The organism is Kitasatospora sp. NPDC001539, from assembly GCF_040298565.1.
Lineage (GTDB): Bacteria > Actinomycetota > Actinomycetes > Streptomycetales > Streptomycetaceae > Kitasatospora.
The window spans coordinates 1-18,853 of the sequence record NZ_JBEPAK010000032.1 but is presented as its reverse complement, the minus strand read 5'-3'; the positions used below and the strand labels follow the sequence as shown (position 1 = coordinate 18,853).

The following is an 18,853-nucleotide window of genomic DNA, read 5'->3' as shown; positions in this document are numbered from 1 at the left end:
CACTGGCACGCGGTGCTGGCCGAGATTCTGGTGAGTCGGAAGATCGGCGCGCTGCACGTGAAGCTCGTGGGGGCCTCCTTTCGGTCACCGCGCAGCTGGACATGGCTGCGGAGCGCCGACAACTCGCCCTCGATCTGGACGGTCTCATCGACTACGACGAGAGGGTCGGGCCGGGAGGACGCCTACCGGGCCGCCTGGCAGGCGGCGAAGGCGGTGCCCGTCCGGGAGCGGAGGAAACCGGTGCTCGGGGAGCTCGCGGCCGCGTTGGCGGCCGCGGCGGAGGGCATCGCGGAGTTCGCCCGTGCGCAGGGTGTCGAGGTGCAGTTGCTCCGTTTCGCGGCGCCCCAGGCGTAGGAGCGGGCACGACGGGGGGTCAGGCTCCGTGTCGCGCAGCGTCATCGGCCCGTCACCCGGGTAGGACTGTGGCTGTCCTACCCGGGTGTTGCCGAGACATCGCAGGAGCCGCGAGTGGCCGCGTACCACGACAGTGACGGAGCCGAGCAAGTACCAGCGCAGGACGCGCCGCCGCCGCCGGCGGAACTGGTGGCGCTGGCGCAGGCGTACGGGGTGGACACCCGTCATCCCGGGGCGGGCGGGCAGGCGGTGGGGGCGCGGACGCTGGTCGCGGTGCTGGGGGCGCTGGGGGTGGCGGCGGGGACGCCGGAGGAGGCGCGGGAGGCGCTGGAGCGTCACCGGGCCGAGCAGCGGGCGAGGTTGCTGCCGCCGTGCGTGGTGGTGCGGCAGGGGCGGCGGACGGCGCTGGACGTGCCGGCCGACGTCCTGCTGCGGGTGGAGCTGGAGGGCGGCGGCAGTTGGGAGCTGCCGCGCGGCCACTCGCACTGGCTGCCCGCGGACCTGCCGCTCGGGCGGCACGTGCTCACGGCGCGCACCGACGGCCGGACGGCCACCGCGCCGCTGATCGTCGCGCCCGAGCGGCTGCCCCAACTCCCCGGCCGCAGCTGGGGTTTCCTCGCCCAGCTGTACTCCGTGCTGTCGGACCGCTCCTGGGGCATGGGCGACCTGGGGGACCTCGCCGAACTCGCCGAGTGGGCGGGCGCGGACCTCGGCGCCGGGTTCGTGCAGATCAACCCGCTGCACCAGGCGCTGCCCGGCGCCCCGGGCGTCCCCACCGACCCGTCCCCGTACCGTCCGTCCTCCCGCCGCTTCGCGGACCCGGTGCACCTGCGGATCGAGGCCGTCCCCGAGTACGCCTACCTGGCACCGGAGCAGCGACAGCGGGCCGACGACCTCACCCGACGCGCCGCCCGGCTGCGCGAGGAGGTGCTCGGCCACGACGGCCTGATCGACCGGGACGCCGTCTGGGCGCTCAAGCGCGAGGCCCTGGAGCTGCTGCACGAGGTGCCGCGCGGCCCGGGCCGGCAGGCCGCCTACGAGGCGTACCAGCGGCGCGAGGGCGAGTGGCTGCGCCGGCACGCGCTGTGGAACGCCCTGGCCGAGGTGCACGGCCCGGACTGGCACCACTGGCCGAAGGGGCTGCGTCACCCGGACGGTCCCCACGTCGAGCAGGCGGCGAAGGAGCTCCAGGAGGCGGTCGAGTTCCACCGCTGGCTGGCCTGGCAGGTCGACCAGCAGCTCGCCGCCGCCCAGCGCAGCGCCCGCGAGGCGGGCATGCCGGTCGGCCTGATCCACGATCTGGCCGTCGGCGTCCACCCCGACGGCGCGGACGCCTGGGCGCTCCAGGACGTGCTGGCCGGCGGGATCTCGGTGGGCGCCCCGCCGGACGCCTTCAACGCCCACGGCCAGGACTGGGGCCTGCCGCCCTGGCGCCCGGACGCGCTGGCCCGGGCGGGCTACGCCCCGTACGCGGAGCTGCTGCGGGCGACGACCCGGCACGCGGGCGCCCTGCGCATCGACCACGTGATGGGCCTGTTCCGCCTCTGGTGGGTCCCGGCCGGCCACCCGCCCACCGAGGGCGCCTACGTGCGCTACGACGCCGAGGCGATGCTCGGGGTGCTGGCCCTGGAGGCGCACCGGGCGGGGACGGCGGTGATCGGCGAGGACCTGGGGACGGTCGAGCCGGGGGTGCGGGAGGAGCTGGCGGCGCGCGGCATCCTCGGCACCTCGGTGCTCTGGTTCGAGCGGGACTGGCACTCCGGCGGCGGCATCCTGCCCCCGGACCGCTGGCGGGCGGCCTGCCTGGCCACCCTCACCACCCACGACCTGCCGAGCACGGCGGCCCGGCTCTCCGGCGAGCACGTCGAGCTGCGGCACCGGCTCGGCCTGCTGGCCCGGCCGCTGGGGGAGGAGCAGGAGGCGGCGGCGAGCGAGCTGGCGGACTGGCGGGCCGAGCTGGCCCGGCTGGGGCTGCTCCCCGCGGGCGAGCCGCTGTCGATGCCGGTGCTGTACCGCTTCCTGCGGGCGACCCCGGCCGAGCTGGTCGGGGTGTGGCTGCCGGACCTGGTCGGCGACCCGCGTCCGCAGAACCTCCCCGGCACCTGGGACCAGTACCCGAACTGGCGCCTGCCGGTCGCCGACGGCTCGGGGGCCCCGGTCACCCTCGACCGGCTGGCCGCCGTCCCGGCCGCCCGGCTGCTGGCTCAGCTCCTCGCCCTGCCCGCCGCCACCCCGGCTCCCACCCCGGCGCCCACCCCGGCCGATCCCGTGCGAGGGCCCGGAGGAGCCCCGGGAACCGGAAGGCCGACCCCGACGCGCGCCCTGCCATAAGCGGCGGGTAAGTTGGAAACGTGGACAAGAGGAACGCTTTGCGAGCCGGCGCGGTCTCCGCAACGGTCACGCTGATGATGCTGCTGTCGTCGCCCGCCATGGCCTTCACCCGGGACGACGGCGATGACCCCGGTTCCGGCCTGAGCGTCGGCCAGACCCTCGGCCTGTACGTGTTCCTCCCGCTCGTGGCCTTCGCGGTGATCGCCGGTCTGGCCGGCCTGCCGTACGGCAAGGGCAAGAAGAAGTAGCCCGCCGCGCGCGAAACGTCCACCAGGACCCGCGCGCGACCGCAGGCCCGGTAGGACGCGCAGCCCGGCAGGACCCGAGCGGTTCGCACGACCCGCACGACCGCGCCATCCGCACGACCGCGCCAGCCGCGTGCCACCTGCACGACCGCGCCACCCGCACGACCCGCACGACCCCGAAGGGGCGCCGGACGAGTGAATCCCCGTCCGGCGCCCCTTCGCGTTCTCCCGGTGCCCCCTCGGGCTTTCCGGACGCCCGGTCAGCGGCCGCCAGCCGCCCGGTCCACCGCCTGGGCCTTGAGCGCGCGCTCCACCCCGGCCCGCGCCTCGACCACCTGGCGCCGCAGCGCCGGGGCCGGCTCGGCCTCGGCCAGCCAGGCGTCGGTGGCGGCGAGCGTCTCCTCGGACACCTGGAGCGCCGGGTAGAGCCCGACGATGATCTGCTGCGAGATCTCGTGGCTGCGGGTCTCCCAGACGCCCTTGACGGCGGCGAAGTACTTCGCCGCGTACGGCGCCAGCAGCTCCCGCTGGTCGGACTGCTGGAAGCCGGCGATCACGGCCTCCTGGACGTAGTTGGTGAGCTTGTCCGACTCCACCACCGCCGCCCAGGCCTCCGCCTTGGCCTCGGCGGTCGGCCGGGCGGCGCGGCAGGTAGCCGCGTGCTCCTGGCCGGCCGCGGTGTTGTCCCGCTCCAGCTCGGCGGCGACGGCGGCCTCGTCCGCCCGGCCGGTGGCCGAGAGCCGGGTCAGCAGGGTCCAGCGCAGCTCGGTGTCCACCGCCAGGCCCTTGATCTCCACGGAGCCGTCCAGCAGCCCGGCGAGCAGCGCGAGCTGACCGTCGGTGCGGGCCACGGACGCGAGGGCGCGGGCCCAGGCCAGCTGGTGGTCGCTGCCGGGCTCCGCGGCGCGCAGGTGCTCCTCGGCGGCGGCGGCCCAGCGGGTGAGGCCCTCCTCGCGCCAGTCCGGGTCGGCGTAGGCGTCCAGGGCGAGCTTGACCTGGCGCTGGACGGACTGCACCACGCCGATGTCGCTCTCCCGCCCGATGCCGGACAGCGCCAGCGACAGGTAGTCGCGGGCGGCCAGTTCGCCGTCGCGGGTCATGTCCCAGGCGGAGGCCCAGCACAGCGCGCGCGGCAGCGACTCGGCGAAGCCGCCCAGGTGCTCGGTGACGACGGCCATCGAGTCCTCGTCCAGCCGGATCTTGGCGTACGAGAGGTCGTCGTCGTTGAGCAGCACGACGGCCGGCCGGTGCCGCCCGACCAGCTCCGGGACCTCGGTGCGCGGGCCGTCGACGTCCAGCTCGATCCGGTCGGTGCGCACCAGGGCGCCGTCCGCCAGCTCGTACAGGCCGATGGCGATCCGGTGCGGCCGCAGCACGGCGTCGCCCTTGGCGCCGGCCGGCAGCGCGGGCGCCTCCTGCAGCACGGCGAACGACTCGATCTCACCGTCCGTGTTCAGCACGATGGACGGCCGCAGCACGTTGATGCCGGCGGTCTCCAGCCAGGACTTGGACCAGGCCTTGAGGTCGCGCCCGCTGGCCTCCTCCAGCGCCCCGAGCAGGTCGCCCAGCCGCGTGTTGCCCCAGGCGTGGCGCTTGAAGTACGCCTGCACGCCCTGGAAGAAGGCGTCCTGGCCGACGTACGCCACCAGCTGCTTGAGCACCGAGGCGCCCTTGGCGTAGGTGATGCCGTCGAAGTTGACCTGGACGTCCTCCAGGTCGTTGATGTCCGCCATGATCGGGTGGGTGGACGGCAGTTGGTCCTGCCGATAGGCCCAGGTCTTCATCTGGTTGGCGAACGTGGTCCAGGACTGCGGCCACCGGGAGCCGGGCGCCTCGGCCTGGCAGACCGCCTCGGCGAAGGTCGCGAAGGACTCGTTCAGCCAGAGGTCGTTCCACCACTCCATGGTGACGAGGTCGCCGAACCACATGTGCGCCAGCTCGTGCAGGATCGTCGCGGCGCGCGCCTCGTACGCGGCGTCGGTGACCTTGGAGCGGAACACGTACTGGTCACGGAAGGTGACGGCGCCCGCGTTCTCCATCGCGCCGGCGTTGAATTCCGGGACGAAGAGCTGGTCGTACTTGGCGAAGGGGTACGGGTAGTCGAACTTCTCCTGGAAGTAGTCGAATCCCTGCTTGGTGACCTCGAAGATCGCCTCAGCGTCCAGGAACTCGCGCAGCGACGGCCGGCAGTAGACGCCGAGCGGCACGCGCTGCTCGCCGTTCTCGTAGGTGTCGAAGACGCCGACGTACGGACCGGCGATGAGCGCGGTGATGTAGGTGGAGATCCGGCCGGTGGGCTCGAACTTCCAGACCTGGGTGTCGCCTTCGCCGACCGGCTCCGGGGTCGGCGAGTTGGAGACCACGACCCAGCCCCGGGGGGCCGTCACGGTGAAGGCGAAGGAGGCCTTCAGGTCGGGCTGTTCGAAGTTGGCGAAGACCCGGCGGGCGTCCGGCACCTCGAACTGGGTGTACAGGTAGGTCTCCCCGTCGACCGGGTCGACGAACAGGTGCAGGCCCTCACCGGTGTTGGTGTAGGCGCAGTCGGCGACGACGCGCAGCTCGTTCTCGGCGGCCAGGTTCGGCAGCGGGATGCGGCTGTCGGCGAAGGTGCTCGGGTCGAGCGGGGCGCCGTTGAGGGTGATCTCCTCGACGCTCGGGGCGACGAGGTCGATGAAGGTGTCCGCGCCGGGCGTGGTGGCGGTGAACCGGACCACCGTGGTGGACCGGAAGGTGCCACCCTCGCGGGGCGAGCTGAGGTCGAGCTCGATGTCGTACGCGTCCACCCGGAGGAGGTCGGCCCGGGTGCGGGCCTCCTCGCGGGTCAGATTGGTGCCGGGCACTCGCTGCACTCCTTTGTCAGGCTGTTGGACGGAATCCTCGCATGCCCAACGTCCGGACCGGCCCGAAAATCACAGGCGGGGCGGGCCCGGAGCGGAGGGCTGTCCGCGACAGTCCCTCAGCAGCCCGTGCCCGCCCCGCCCGGCGGATGCCCGCGGCCCGGGGTCAGACCCCGGAATCCACGATCCGTGTCACCGTTCTCCGGCGGCGCTCGCCGTTCCGCGACCGGCGCCCGCCGTTCCGCGACCGGCGCTCGCCGTTCCGCGACCGGCGTCACCGCCCGCGACCGGCGCCACCGTCACTTCGACCACTTCGTCATCGGCGTCGAGTAGCTGCTCGAGCGGCGGTAGGCGATGACCGCGCTGTTGTCGTCGGTGACGAAGTACTCGGCGCTGCCCATCCCGATGTCCATGCCGTCCGGCATCGCCATGGTGCCGATGTCACTCATCGAACCGTCGCTCGGCGACAGCGTCACCAGCTTGGCCGGCTTGTCGTAGCCCTGGCCGACGATCGCCCGGACCTTGCCGTCCTTGGTGGCGCCGGAGACCAGCCGCATGTCGTCGCTGCTGGACTGGGCGGAGGTGGACCACAGGCGCTTGCCGGTGTTCAGGTCGTACGCGTTGATGCCCGACTTGCTGCCGCTGATCTGCACGTACATCGTGCTGCCGATGACCACGTTCTGGGTGACGGCGTCGGACTGGCCCGACAGCCGCAGGCTGTCCGAGCCGGCCTCCTTGGTCGACATCTGGTTGCCCGGCTTGTTGTCCTTGTCGAACGGCAGGATGTAGTCGCCGTTCGGGCCGCTGGTCATCAGGACCACCAGGGGGTTGGTGCTGATCACCTTGTCGACGCGCTCGATGCTGCCGGTGAGCGTGATCGGCTGGCTGGTGGGCTGCCCGGTCTCGGCGTTGACGATCTGCAGCACGGACTTCGGGCTGACGTCGTAGCAGCGGTCGGTGATCGCGATCTGCGAGCCGGCCGTGGCGCCGTACACGCTGCAGTCCTTGCCGCGGCCCTTGAACTGCCAGACGGGCTGGCCGTTGTCGATGTTCAGGCCGCCGACCGGGCCGACGGCGACCACCTTGTCGGTGACGCTGAGGGTCGGCGAGGACAGCCGGTCCGCGGTGGCCTTGACGGTCCAGAGCAGCTTGCCCTGGGAGATGTCGACGGCGCCGATGGTGGAGCAGTCGTAGTCACCGGTGTTGAAGGAGACCGCGACGATGTTCTTGGAGTTGTGCGAGTAGGACGCGGTGCACAGCTCCTTGGAGCCGGAGGGCACCGGGATGTTCCAGGCCTCCTTGCCGTCCGCCAGGTTGTAGGCGCGGATGCCGGTGCCGTCCGCGCGCACGGCCGTCTGGCCGGCGCCCCAGGCCCCGAGCAGCTGCGAGGAGTCCGAGTTCTGCGGCTTGGCGGCGTCCCAGGCGACCTTGTACGTCGCCTTCGACGGGTTGGTGGTGGATCCCCCGTCGCTGCCGCTGGTGGTGCCGTTCGTGGTCACGGCCGTGGTGCCGCCGTTGTCGGCCACCGGGCCGGGCTTGGGGTTCCCCTTGAGCAGGACGACCAGCGCGATGACGATGGCGACCACCAGGACACCGCCGATGACGCCGCCCCACACCATCACCGGGTTGCGGCGCGCGGGCGCGACGGGCACCGGCGCACCCGGGTAGCTGTAGCCGGGCTGCTGGTAGTTGTACCCGCCGGCGTTGTAGTCGGGGGTGGGGTAGCCGCCGCCGGGCACCGGGTCGTACGGGCCGACCGGCGCGCCGCCCGGAGGCGGCGGCGGTGCCTGCGCGGGGAGGGCGGCCGCGGTCGGCGCGTACGGCACGTAGTCGACGCCCCCCGGAGGCTGCGCGGGCGGTGCCGGCGGCTGGGCCGGCGCGGGCGGTGCGCCCTGGCCCGGAATCGCCGAGCCGTCGAGCTGCGTCATCTGGTCCGCGACGGCGGCCGGATCGACTCCGCCGCCTGCCGGGCGCCCGAACGAGACGCCGCGGTTCTCCTGCGGGCCACTGCCCGGCGCTTCGCCCGCGCCCGGCGTAGGGTGATCCCCTGCCATCTGATTCCCCGTCATGTCTGGAAGCGTCCCCCTGTCGGTACCATCCGCGGTCCGGTGGGACGGGTGAGATTCGGCACCATGCTAGTGGTGGGTCGTTTTCGGCCGTCGCCAGGACCGCCGAACCCCGCCCCGACAGGCCCTGACCGCGCAACACTTTCACCGCCCACCCACGCCACCCCCACGCACCCGCGCCCGGCACCGGCAGGACGCCACCGGCAGGACGCTGCCGGGAGCCGCCGGGACGCCACCCTCCGCGCGCACCCCCGGGGACGCCACCGGACGCACGTCCGGCGCTCCACCCCCGACCCGCCGCCCCGGTACCCCGCGCCCCCCGGTCGGCCGCGTCCCCACCCCCCGGAGAGCCGCCTTCCCGAGAGCCCACCCCCACACCGGCACGTCCCGCGCCGTACCCTTCAGGAGTTGAAGGGGACACCCGGCGGAGGGATCCCCACCCTGGGAGGGTGGATCATGTCGACGGACACACCGGGCTCGCAGTCGTCGCTGCACCGGGCGAACCTGGAGCGGGTGCTCCGGGCGGTGCGGATGGCCGGTTCGCTCACCCAGGCCGAGATCGCCCGGGGTACCGGCCTGTCCGCGGCCACCGTCTCCAACATCGTGCGGGAACTGAAGGAGAGCGGCACCGTCGTGGTCGCCGACACCTCCTCCGGCGGCCGCCGCGCCCGCAGCGTCTCGCTCAGCGGCGACGCCGGCATCGTCGTCGGCATCGACTTCGGCCACACCCACCTGAGGGTCGCGGTCGGCAACCTGGCGCACCGGGTGCTGGCCGAGGAGAGCGCCCCGATCGACGTGGACGTCTCCGCCGCGCAGGGCTTCGACCGGGCCGAGGCGATGGTCGACCGGCTGCTGGAGCAGGCCGGCTTCCGCCCGGAGAAGGTGATCGGCGTCGGCCTCGGGGTGCCCGGTCCGATCGACGTGGAGACCGGTGCGCTCGGCTCGACCGCGATCCTGCCCGGCTGGACGGGCATCGCCCCCGGCCGGGAGCTGGCGGAGCGCCTCGGCATGCCGGTGCACGTGGACAACGACGCCAACCTGGGCGCGCTCGGCGAACTGGTCTGGGGTGCCGGCCGGGGGCTGAGCGACCTCGCCTACATCAAGATCGCCAGCGGTGTCGGCGCCGGGCTGGTGGTCAACGGCCAGATCTACCGCGGCCCGGGCGGCACCGCGGGTGAGATCGGGCACATCACCCTGGACGAGGCGGGCCCGGTCTGCCGCTGCGGCAACCGCGGCTGTCTGGAGACCTTCGTCGGCTCCCGCTACCTGCTCTCGCTGCTCAGCCCGACCCTCGGTCCGGACCTCAGCCTGCCCCGGCTGGTCGAGCTGGCCCAGCAGGGGGACCTGGGCTGCCGCCGGGTGATCGCGGACGCCGGCCGGCAGATCGGTACGGGCGTGGCGACCCTGTGCAACCTGCTCAACCCCCGCCGGGTGATCCTCGGCGGCGACCTCGCCGAGGCCGGTGAGCTGGTGCTCGCCCCCATCCGGGACTCGGTCGCCCGCTACGCCATCCCCAGTGCCGCCCGCCAGCTGTCGGTCGTCCCCGGCACCCTCGGCGGCCGGGCCGAGGTGCTCGGGGCGCTGGCCCTGGTGATGAGCGAGATGGGGGAGTCGGGCGCCCTCGGCCGCCACTGAGGACGTCACCGAGGACGTCACCGGGCACACCGGCCACGATGTGACCGACGACGTCACCGAGCACACCGGCCACGACGTGACCGAGGACGCCACCGGGCACACCGGCCACGACGTGACCGACGACGTCACCGGGCACACCGACCAGGACGTCACCGGGGACACCGCCGGGAGGCCGCGAACGCCGCCCGAGAACACCCATCCGTCAACACCGCATTGACCACCGCCCCCGGCCCGACCTCCCGGAATGGCGGTAACCGCTCGGTGGCACCGGGCGCGCCGCTCGGTGTCCGTCAAGCGGACATTAGACTCGACCGGTCGGCACCGACCGCGACCGCCGGCCTGCCGCCGGACCGGGCAGCGACGCCCGTCGGACCGCACGCGGTCCGTGAACACTGAACGAGGAGGAACGGGTGGCCCTGCTGACCCGCATTCGGGGACCGCGCGATCTCGACCGGCTCACGCCCGGACAGCTGGCCGCACTGGCCCAGGAGATCCGGACCTTCCTGGTGACCGAGGTCTCCAAGACGGGCGGCCACCTCGGCCCCAACCTCGGCGTGGTGGAGCTCACCATCGCCCTGCACCGGGTGTTCGACTCGCCGCGCGACCGCATCCTCTTCGACACCGGCCACCAGAGCTACGTCCACAAGCTGCTCACCGGCCGCCAGGACTTCTCCCGGCTGCGGATGAAGGGCGGCCTGTCCGGCTACCCGTCCCGCGCCGAGTCCGAGCACGACGTGATCGAGAACTCGCACGCCTCCACCGTGCTCTCGTACGCCGACGGCCTGGCGAAGGCCAACCAGCTCCAGGGCAAGAACGACCCGGTGGTCGCCGTCATCGGCGACGGCGCGCTGACCGGCGGCATGGCCTGGGAGGCGATCAACAACATCGCCGACGCCAAGGACCGCCCCGTCGTCATCGTCGTCAACGACAACGAGCGCTCCTACTCGCCGACCATCGGCGGCATGGCCAACCACCTCGCCACCCTGCGCACCACCCAGGGCTACGAGCGCTTCCTGTCCTGGGGCAAGGACGCGCTGCAGCGCACCCCGGTGGTCGGCCAGCAGCTGTTCGAGACGCTGCACGGCGCCAAGAAGGGCCTCAAGGACTTCATCGCCCCGCAGGGCATGTTCGAGGACCTCGGCCTCAAGTACATCGGCCCGATCGACGGCCACGACCTGACCGCCCTGGAGTCGGCGCTGACGAAGGCGCGCGGCTTCGGCGGGCCGGTGATCGTGCACTGCCTCACCGAGAAGGGCCGCGGCTACCACGCCGCCGAGAACAACGACGAGGACCGCTTCCACGCGGTGGGCGTGATCCACCCGGAGACCGGCCTGCCGATCAAGAGCGCCGGCAAGGACTGGACCTCGGTCTTCGCCGAGGAGATGGTCGCGCTCGGCCGCGAGCGCCAGGACCTCGTCGGCATCACCGCCGCGATGCTCCACCCGGTCGGCCTGGCCCCCTTCGCCGAGGCCTTCCCGGACCGGATCTTCGACGTCGGCATCGCCGAGCAGCACGCCGTCACCAGCGCCGCTGGCCTGGCCACCAACGGCCTGCACCCGGTGGTCGCGGTCTACGCGACCTTCCTCAACCGGGCCTTCGACCAGGTCCTGATGGACGTCGCCCTGCACAAGCTGGGCGTCACCTTCGTGCTCGACCGGGCCGGGGTCACCGGGGCGGACGGCGCCTCGCACAACGGCATGTGGGACATGTCGATCCTCCAGGTCGTCCCGACGCTGCGGCTGGCCGCCCCGCGCGACGCCGACCAGCTGCGCGCCCAACTGCGCGAGGCCGTCCAGGTCGAGGACGCCCCCACCGTCGTCCGCTACTCCAAGGGCACGGTCGGCCCGGCCGTCCCGGCGGTCGGCAGGGTCGGCGGCATGGACGTGCTGCGCGCCGCCGCGGAGCCGAGCGGCGCGCACCGCGCCGACGTGCTGATCGTCTCGGTCGGTGCGATGGCCGCGACGAGCCTCGAGGTCGCCGACCTGCTGGCCGCCCAGGGCATCACCGCGACCGTGGTGGACCCGCGCTGGGTCAAGCCGGTCGACCCGGCCCTGCCGGGCCTGGCCGCGGAGCACCGGGTGGTCGTCACGATCGAGGACAACGGCCGGACCGGCGGTGTCGGCGCCGCCGTGGCGCAGGCGCTGCGGGACGCGGACGTGGACCTCCCGGTGCGCGACTTCGGCATCCCGCAGGAGTTCCTGGACCACGCCAGCCGGGACGAGATCCTCGCCGAGATCGGCCTGAACGCCCCGGACATCGCGACCAGGGTGACCGCCCTGGTGGCGAAGCTGGACGCGGCGCCGGTCGAGGCCTGAGCCGCCGTCCCCGCGGAACGGGCCCGAGTCGTCCTGGCAGCCTCGGCCGCTTCGGCAGCCGTGGCCGCCTCGGCCGCTTCCGCAGCCCTGCTGCGCCGGCCGGCCAGGCCGAGCTAGCCCGTTCCGCTGACGACCGGTTGTCGTAACTTCGTAACAGTTCATCACGGTACGAGCCGACAATCGCACTGAATGGCGGGACCGGCGCCACCGGCGCCGATCCCGCCCGGTAGGTTGTCAACGTGCCCACCCCCACCCGCCTCCGCCCCGTCGGACTGGCCGAGCGCCTGCCCGAGCGCGCCCGTACCCATCTGCGCCAGGGGTACTGGACCAGGCTGGTGCCGGTGCTCGCGCTGGTGGCACTGCTCACCCACATCCCCTCCTTCGTCCGACCCGTCTGGAGCCCGGACGAGGGCTTCCTGGCCACCCAGGCCCGGATGCTGGCGGACGGCGGGGTGCTGTACGACACCGTGGTGGACCGCAAGCCGCCGCTGCTCCCCTGGCTCTACCAGGCCTGCTTCGCGGTCTTCGGCTCCGCCTCGCTCTGGCCGCTGCGCACCCTCGCCGTGGTGGCGCACCTGACCACCGCGATCCTGCTGGCCTCGATCGCCCGCGGCCGCTGGGGCAACCGCGCCGGGGCCGGGGCCGGACTGCTGTACCTGCTGATCTCCATCGGGCTCTCTCCGGAGGACACCCAGGCGGCGACCTTCGAGGTCTTCATGCTGCCCGCCATGGTGGCCGCCTTCCGGTACGCCGAACGGCGCCGCTGGCTGGCCGCGGGCATCGCGGTCGCGCTCTGCTCGCTGACCAAGCAGACCGGCGGCGCCGTCCTGCTGCCGGTGCTCTGGATGCTGCTCCAGGACGCCCGCCGACGGGGGGTGCGCTGGCCGCCCGCCCTGTTCAAGATCGGGTTCGGCTTCGCGGTGCCGATAGCGCTGGTCGCGGTCATCCTGACCAAGCCCAAGGGCTTCCTCTTCTGGGTGGTCACCGGAAGCGGCGACTACGCCACCTTCGGCGGAGCCTGGCTGCAGATGCTCGGACGCGCCTTCGGCAACCTGGGCATCCTGGCCGCGGCGGGCCTCGGCTTCCTGTACCCGGTCGGCCGCCGGCTCTGGTTCAAGCACCGCCACCGCCCGCTGCCGGCGGCCGGGGAGGAGCACGGCTCGACCACCGACCTGTGGGTGTGGCTGCTCTCCTCGGCCGTCGCGGTCAGCGTGGGCTTCCACTTCTTCGGCCACTACTACCTCCAGCTGATCCCCCCGCTGGTGCTGCTCGGCACCGGGGCGGTCGCCACCTCGGCGATCCGCTGGAAGCCCGTCCTGGTGTACACCACCGCCGCCGCGACGGTCTTCTGGGGCCTGGCACTGGCCTGGCCGGGCGAGCAGATGAGCCGCAACACCGAGGTCGCCACCGCGGTCGCCGCCCAGACCACCCCCAAGGACACGGTGCTGGTCTGGGGCATGCACCCCGAGCTGTACTGGCTGGCCGACCGCAAGCCCGCCACCCGCTACCTGACCGCCGGCTTCCTCACCAACTACAGCGGCGGCAAGGACGGCAGCCAGAACGTCGGCGAGCAGTTCAGCGTCAACAACGCCTGGCAGACCTTCGACAAGGAACTGGCCAACGGCCTGCCCGAGGTCTTCGTGGACGACTCCGGCATCGCGCCGTACCAGCCGGTGATGATCCCCCGGATCGAGAACCTGCTGGACACCCACTACGAGATGATCGGCGTCATCGGCGACACCGTGGTCTACCGCCTCAAGCACTGACCCCGGGACCCGCGCTCCCGGACCCACCGAACGGACCGGCGGTCGGCCGAACGGACCGGCGGCCCACCGAACAGCGCGCGCACGCGAAGGAGCCCCGGCGACCAGGTCGCCGGGGCTCCTTCCGTGGCACTACGCGTTACGCGGGCACCGAGGCCAGGCCGGGGGCGAGGAACCGCTTGCCGTTCACCCGCTCCGAGACGCCCTCACGGTCCAGGTACGGGGTGATCCCGCCCAGGTGGAAGGGCCAGCCCGCACCGGTGATCATGCAGAGGTCGATGTCCTGCGCCTCGGCGACGACACCCTCCTCCAGCATCAGGCCGATCTCCTGCGCCACGGCCTCCAGGGCGCGGTTCAGCACCTGCTCCTCGGTGAGCACCGAGTCGCCGAAGGTCAGCAGCTCCAGCACCTCGGGGTCGAGGACCTGCTTGCCGTCCACCCAGGTGTAGAAGCCGCGCTTGCCGGCCTTGACCACCTTGGCGAGGTTCTCGGAGACGCTGAACCGCTCCGGGAAGGCGCCGTGGAGGGTCTCCGAGACGTGCAGGGCGATGGCCGGGCCGACCAGCTCCAGCAGCACGATCGGGGACATCGGCAGGCCGAGCGGCTCGACGGCCTTCTCGACGGTGGCGATCGGGGTGCCCTCGTCGATGATGCCCTGGATCTCGCCCATGAAGCGGGTGAGGATCCGGTTCACCACGAACGCCGGGGCGTCCTTGCACAGCACCGAGGTCTTCTTCAGCTTCTTCGACACGGCGAAGGCGGTGGCCAGCGACGCGTCGTCGGTCTTGTCGCCGCGGACGATCTCCAGCAGCGGCAGGATCGCGACCGGGTTGAAGAAGTGGAAGCCGACGACCCGCTCCGGGTGCTTCAGCTTCGAGGCCATCTCGGTGACCGACAGCGAGGAGGTGTTGGTCGCCAGCACGCAGGTCGGCGAGACCACGTTCTCCAGGTCCGCGAAGACGGTCTGCTTGACGCCCATCTCCTCGAACACGGCCTCGATGACGAAGTCCGCGTCGCCGAAGGCCACGGCCTTGTCGAGCGAGCCGGAGACCAGGCCCTTGAGGCGGTTGGCCTTGTCCTGGCCGATCCGGCCCTTGGAGAGCAGCTTGTCGATCTCGGCGTGGACGTAGCCGACGCCCTTGTCCACGCGCTCCTGGTCGATGTCGGTGAGGACCACCGGCACCTCCAGACGGCGGGCGAACAGCAGCGCCAGCTGGGAGGCCATCAGACCGGCGCCGACGACGCCGACCTTGGTGACCGGGCGGGCCAGCGACTTGTCCGGCGCGCCGACCGGGCGCTTGGCCCGGCGCTGCACCAGGTTGAAGGCGTAGATGCCGCTGCGCAGCTCGCCGCTCATGATGAGGTCGGCCAGGGCCGCGTCCTCGGCGTCGAAGCCGGCCTGCAGGCTGGCCTTGTCGGCGAGGTCGGCGTCCTTGACGGCGGCGATGATGTCCAGCGCCTTGTAGGCGGCCGGAGCGGCGCCGTGCACCTTGCCGTCGGCGACCAGCCGGCCCCAGGCGACGGCGTCGTCCCAGGCCTTGCCGCGGTCGATCGGCTCGCGCTCGACGACGACGTCGCCCTTGAGGACCTTGGCGGCCCACAGCAGCGACTGCTCCAGGAAGTCGGCCGGCTCGAAGATCGCGTCGGCGATCCCCAGCTCGAACACGTCCTTGCCCTTGAGCTGCTTGTTCTGGTTCATCGAGTTCTCGATGATGACCTTGACGGCCTTACCGGCGCCGATCAGGTTCGGCAGGATGGTGCAGCCGCCCCAGCCGGGGACGAGGCCGAGGAAGACCTCGGGCAGCGAGAAGGCCGGAACGCCCGCCGACACCGTGCGGTAGTCGCAGTGCAGGCCGACCTCGACGCCGCCGCCCATGGCCGCGCCGTTGTAGAAGGCGAAGGTCGGGACGGGCAGCGCGGCGATCCGCTTGAAGACCTCGTGGCCGCCCTTGCCGATGGCCAGCGCGTCGGCGTGCTGCTTGAGCAGCTCGACGCCCTTGAGGTCGGCGCCGACCGCGAAGATGAACGGCTTGCCGGTGATCGCGGCGCCGACGATGGCGCCCTCGGCGGCCTCGGCCTCGACCTGGTCCAGCGCCTCGGACAGCTTGAGCAGCGAGCCCGGCCCGAAGGTGGTCGGCTTGGTGTGGTCGAAGCCGTTGTCCAGGGTGATCAGGGCCAGCTTGCCGGCCTGCAGCGGCAGGTCCAGGTGGCGGACGTGCGCGGTCGTGACGACCTCGCCCGGGAACAGCTCGGCGCCGTGCTGGAGCAGCTCAGTGGTGTTGGTCATGATCACTTACCACCCTCGAGCTCGGTGTTCTCGGTCGCCCCGCTCCAGTGGGGGTTCTCCCAGATGATGGTGCCGCCCATGCCGAAGCCGATGCACATCGTGGTGAGGCCGTAGCGGACGTCCGGGCGCTGCTCGAAGCGGCGGGCCAGCTGGTTCATCAGGCGCACGCCCGAGGAGGCCAGCGGGTGGCCGAAGGCGATCGCACCGCCGTACGGGTTGACCCGCTCGTCGTCGTCCGCGATGCCGTAGTGGTCCAGGAAGGCCAGCACCTGGACGGCGAAGGCCTCGTTGACCTCGAAGGCCTGGATGTCGTCGATGGTGAGGCCGGCCTTGGCCAGGGCCTTCTCGGTGGCCGGCACCGGGCCGATGCCCATGACCTCGGGCTCGACGCCCGCGAAGGCGTAGGAGACCAGGCGCATCTTGACCGGGAGGCCGAGCTCCTCGGCGACGTCCTCGGCGGCCAGCAGCGAGGCGGTGGCGCCGTCGTTCAGACCGGCCGAGTTGCCCGCGGTGATGTTGCCGTGCGGACGGAACGGGGTCTTCAGACCCGCGAGGGACTCCATCGTGGTGCCCGGGCGCAGCGGCTCGTCCACGGTGGCCAGGCCCCAGCCGGTCTCGCCGACCTCGGGGTTGGTGTTGCGGATGGAGATCGGCACCAGGTCGGGCTGGATGTCGCCGTTGGCGTACGCCTTGGCGGCCTTCTCCTGGGAGCGCACGGCGTAGGCGTCGCAGCGCTCCTTGGTGATGTGCGGGAAGCGGTCGTGCAGGTTCTCGGCGGTCATGCCCATGAACAGGGCGGACTCGTCGACGAGCTTCTCGGAGACGAAGCGCGGGTTGGGGTCGACGCCCTCGCCCATCGGGTGGCGGCCCATGTGCTCGACACCGCCGGCCACGACCACGTCGTACGCGCCGAAGGCGATGCCGCCGGCGGTGGTGGTCACGGCGGTCAGCGCGCCGGCGCACATGCGGTCGATCGCGTAGCCGGGGACGGACTTCGGCAGGCCGGACAGCAGGGCGGCGGTGCGCCCGATGGTCAGACCCTGGTCGCCGATCTGCGTGGTGGCCGCGATCGCGACCTCGTCGATGCGCTCGACGGGCAGGTTCGGGTTCCGGCGCACGAGCTCCCGGATGCACTTGACGACGAGGTCGTCGGCGCGCGTCTCGTGGTAGATGCCCTTCGGGCCGGCCTTGCCGAACGGGGTGCGGACGCCGTCAACGAAGACGACGTCCCTCGCGGTACGAGGCACGCGGGCTCTCCTCCCAGGGACCAACATTTCGAGGTGGGCAGGCTGCCGCCGGCGAAGACCCGAGCGGCGCCGCATCACGGCCATGCTACCCGCCGGTAACCAGCCTGCCCAGGCCCCTCGGAGGGTTCCGCCGGTGTGTCCCGCGACACGTCCGACCAGGAAGGCTTCCCGGACACGCCGAAGGGGATGCCGTCCGTACGGATGACATCCCCTTTTCGGAGTCCTGCTGCTGCGAGCCGCCGGTCGCTCCTGGTCGGTCGCGGTCGGTCGCAGTCGGTCGTGGTCCCGGTCAGTCCCGGGCCGGGGCGGCCGAGGCGGCCGCGACGAACGCGGCGGCCACCGGCGGCGCCACCAGGTCCACCTGCCACTGCCGGGCGCCGAGCCGGCGCAGCGCGGCGGCCACGCCCTCGGCCGTCAGCTCGGCCGGCGGCTCCCAGGAGACCCGGCGCACCAGGTCAGGGGTGATCAGGTTCTCGGCCGGCAGGTGGTGGTGCTCGGCCAGCTCGCTCACCGCGGCACGGGCGCCGGAGAGCCGGGCGGCGGCCACCGGGTCCTTCTCGGCCCAGGCCCGCGGCGGCGGCGGTCCGTCGTGCGGCGCGGCGGCCGGCGGCAGCTGGTTCTCCGGGATCTCCCGGGCCCGCTGCACCGCGGCCAGCCACTGCTCCAGCTGGCGCCGGTGCAGCCGGGGCCCGAAGCCCTGCACGGCCTGCAGCGCGGCGATGTTCAGCGGCATGGCCAGGGCGGCGTTGACGATGGCGGCGTCCGAGAGGACCCGGCCGGGGGACACGTCGCGCTCCTGCGCCATCCGGTCGCGGGTCAGCCACAGCTCGCGCACCACGGCGAGCTGGCGGCGCCGGCGGACCTTGTGCAGCTGCGAGGTGCGCCGCCAGGGGTCGGTGCGCGGGGCCGGGCGGGGCGCGGCGGCGATCGCGGCGAACTCCTCCAGGGCCCAGCCGAGCTTGCCCTGGGCGTCCAGCTCCTGTTCGAGTGCGTCACGCAGCTCGACCAGCACCTCGACGTCCAGAGCCGCGTAGCGCAGCCAGGGCTCGGGCAGCGGGCGGGTGGACCAGTCGACCGCCGAGTGCTCCTTGGCCAGGCTCAGCCCGAGCACGTTCTCGGTCATCGGCCCGAGGCCGACCCGGGCGAAGCCGGCGATCCGGCCGGCCAGCTCGGTGTCGAACAGGCGCCGGGGTCTCATGCCCACCTCGGCCAGGCAGGGCAGGTCCTGGGTGGCGGCGTGCACCACCCACTCGGCGTCCGCGATGGCGGCGCCCAGCTCGCTGAGGTCAGGGCAGGCGATCGGGTCGATCAGGGCGGAGCCGGCGCCGGCGCGGCGCAGCTGGATCAGGTACGCGCGCTGCCCGTAGCGGTAGCCGGAGGCACGCTCGGCGTCGACGGCGACCGGCCCGGTGCCCGCCGCGAAGGCGGCGATCGTGGCGGTCAGCGCCTGCTCGTCCGCCACGACGGGCGGGATCCCCTCCTTCGGTTCGAGGAGCGGGACCGGGGCTGCTTCTTCTGGGATGGCTGCTACGGCGTCGGTCACCCACCAAGGGTACGACGGTCACCGGAACCGGGAGTGTTGTCGGACTGGTCAGGCTGGTGCGGCCGGGAGCGGCGGTGCCCGTCCCGCGCGCCCGCGAGGGCGGCCCGCCCGTCCTGTCGCGGCGGTCCGCCGGCCCGGGACGGCCGCTCCGCATGCTGACGGCGGCTCAGGAGGAACGTTCCTCCTGAGTGGGGTGGTCGCTGCGCTTCCGCTCCCGCGCCCTCGCGGCC

Annotated in this window: 12 protein-coding genes; 7 read left to right on the top strand and 5 right to left on the bottom strand. The window is 72.9% G+C overall.

The annotated features are described in order from the left end of the window. The first annotated feature begins 12 nt into the window (after window positions 1–12). The 3 genes from ABT247_RS08415 (at window position 13) to ABT247_RS08405 (ending at window position 2,933) form a co-directional block, all read left to right on the top strand. The gene (locus tag ABT247_RS08415) at window positions 13–354 is read left to right on the top strand and encodes a hypothetical protein (protein WP_350739944.1); all 342 of its coding nucleotides are present in this window, start codon (window positions 13–15) and stop codon (window positions 352–354) included. A gap of 114 nt (window positions 355–468) precedes the next feature. After that, on the top strand, window positions 469–2,685 hold the full coding sequence (gene malQ, locus ABT247_RS08410) for a 4-alpha-glucanotransferase (RefSeq protein ID WP_502892409.1): 2,217 nt from the start codon (window positions 469–471) through the stop codon (window positions 2,683–2,685). A gap of 20 nt (window positions 2,686–2,705) precedes the next feature. Continuing rightward, window positions 2,706–2,933, top strand: a complete 228-nt coding sequence (locus tag ABT247_RS08405) for a hypothetical protein (RefSeq protein ID WP_030238515.1) — start codon at window positions 2,706–2,708, stop codon at window positions 2,931–2,933. A gap of 257 nt (window positions 2,934–3,190) precedes the next feature. On the opposite strand, the gene pepN is transcribed toward ABT247_RS08405, so the two are convergent. Together pepN and ABT247_RS08395 are read right to left on the bottom strand one after the other, a co-directional pair. Then, complete coding sequence (gene pepN / locus ABT247_RS08400; RefSeq protein WP_350739941.1) at window positions 3,191–5,770, bottom strand: aminopeptidase N; 2,580 nt, start codon at window positions 5,768–5,770, stop codon at window positions 3,191–3,193. Between the two features lie 296 nt (window positions 5,771–6,066). Then, entirely contained in the window at window positions 6,067–7,695 is a 1,629-nt protein-coding gene (locus ABT247_RS08395) for an outer membrane protein assembly factor BamB family protein (protein WP_350739938.1), read from the bottom strand. Window positions 7,696–8,289: 594 nt separating this feature from the next. On the opposite strand from ABT247_RS08395, the gene ABT247_RS08390 reads away from it, so the two are divergent. The 4 genes from ABT247_RS08390 (at window position 8,290) to ABT247_RS08375 (ending at window position 13,549) form a co-directional block, all read left to right on the top strand. After that, a complete protein-coding gene (locus ABT247_RS08390; RefSeq protein ID WP_350739935.1) occupies window positions 8,290–9,468 on the top strand; it encodes an ROK family transcriptional regulator in 1,179 nt (392 codons plus the stop codon). Between the two features lie 40 nt (window positions 9,469–9,508). Then, window positions 9,509–9,685: a hypothetical protein gene (locus ABT247_RS08385; RefSeq protein ID WP_350739932.1), complete on the top strand. Its 177-nt coding sequence runs from the start codon at window positions 9,509–9,511 to the stop codon at window positions 9,683–9,685. Window positions 9,686–9,878: 193 nt separating this feature from the next. Continuing rightward, window positions 9,879–11,783 (top strand): 1-deoxy-D-xylulose-5-phosphate synthase, encoded by a 1,905-nt coding sequence (gene dxs / locus ABT247_RS08380; protein WP_350739929.1) that lies wholly within the window; start codon window positions 9,879–9,881, stop codon window positions 11,781–11,783. A gap of 239 nt (window positions 11,784–12,022) precedes the next feature. Further along, window positions 12,023–13,549, top strand: a complete 1,527-nt coding sequence (locus ABT247_RS08375) for an ArnT family glycosyltransferase (RefSeq protein ID WP_350739926.1) — start codon at window positions 12,023–12,025, stop codon at window positions 13,547–13,549. Between the two features lie 136 nt (window positions 13,550–13,685). On the opposite strand, the gene ABT247_RS08370 is transcribed toward ABT247_RS08375, so the two are convergent. The 3 genes from ABT247_RS08370 to ABT247_RS08360 form a co-directional block, all read right to left on the bottom strand. Then, the gene (locus ABT247_RS08370; protein ID WP_350739923.1) at window positions 13,686–15,833 is read right to left on the bottom strand and encodes a 3-hydroxyacyl-CoA dehydrogenase NAD-binding domain-containing protein; all 2,148 of its coding nucleotides are present in this window, start codon (window positions 15,831–15,833) and stop codon (window positions 13,686–13,688) included. Window positions 15,834–15,835: 2 nt separating this feature from the next. Next, on the bottom strand, window positions 15,836–17,080 hold the full coding sequence (locus ABT247_RS08365) for a thiolase family protein (RefSeq protein WP_350739921.1): 1,245 nt from the start codon (window positions 17,078–17,080) through the stop codon (window positions 15,836–15,838). Between the two features lie 289 nt (window positions 17,081–17,369). After that, on the bottom strand, window positions 17,370–18,623 hold the full coding sequence (locus ABT247_RS08360; RefSeq protein ID WP_350739918.1) for an HRDC domain-containing protein: 1,254 nt from the start codon (window positions 18,621–18,623) through the stop codon (window positions 17,370–17,372). Window positions 18,624–18,853 lie beyond the last annotated feature (230 nt).

Coding starts and splice junctions, on each gene's coding strand:
- ABT247_RS08395 (WP_350739938.1), bottom strand. CDS start 7,695: ATGACGCAGCTCGACGGCTCGGCGATTCCGGGCCAGGGCGCACCGCCC.
- ABT247_RS08390 (WP_350739935.1), top strand. CDS start 8,290: ATGTCGACGGACACACCGGGCTCGCAGTCGTCGCTGCACCGGGCGAAC.
- ABT247_RS08370 (WP_350739923.1), bottom strand. CDS start 15,833: ATGACCAACACCACTGAGCTGCTCCAGCACGGCGCCGAGCTGTTCCCG.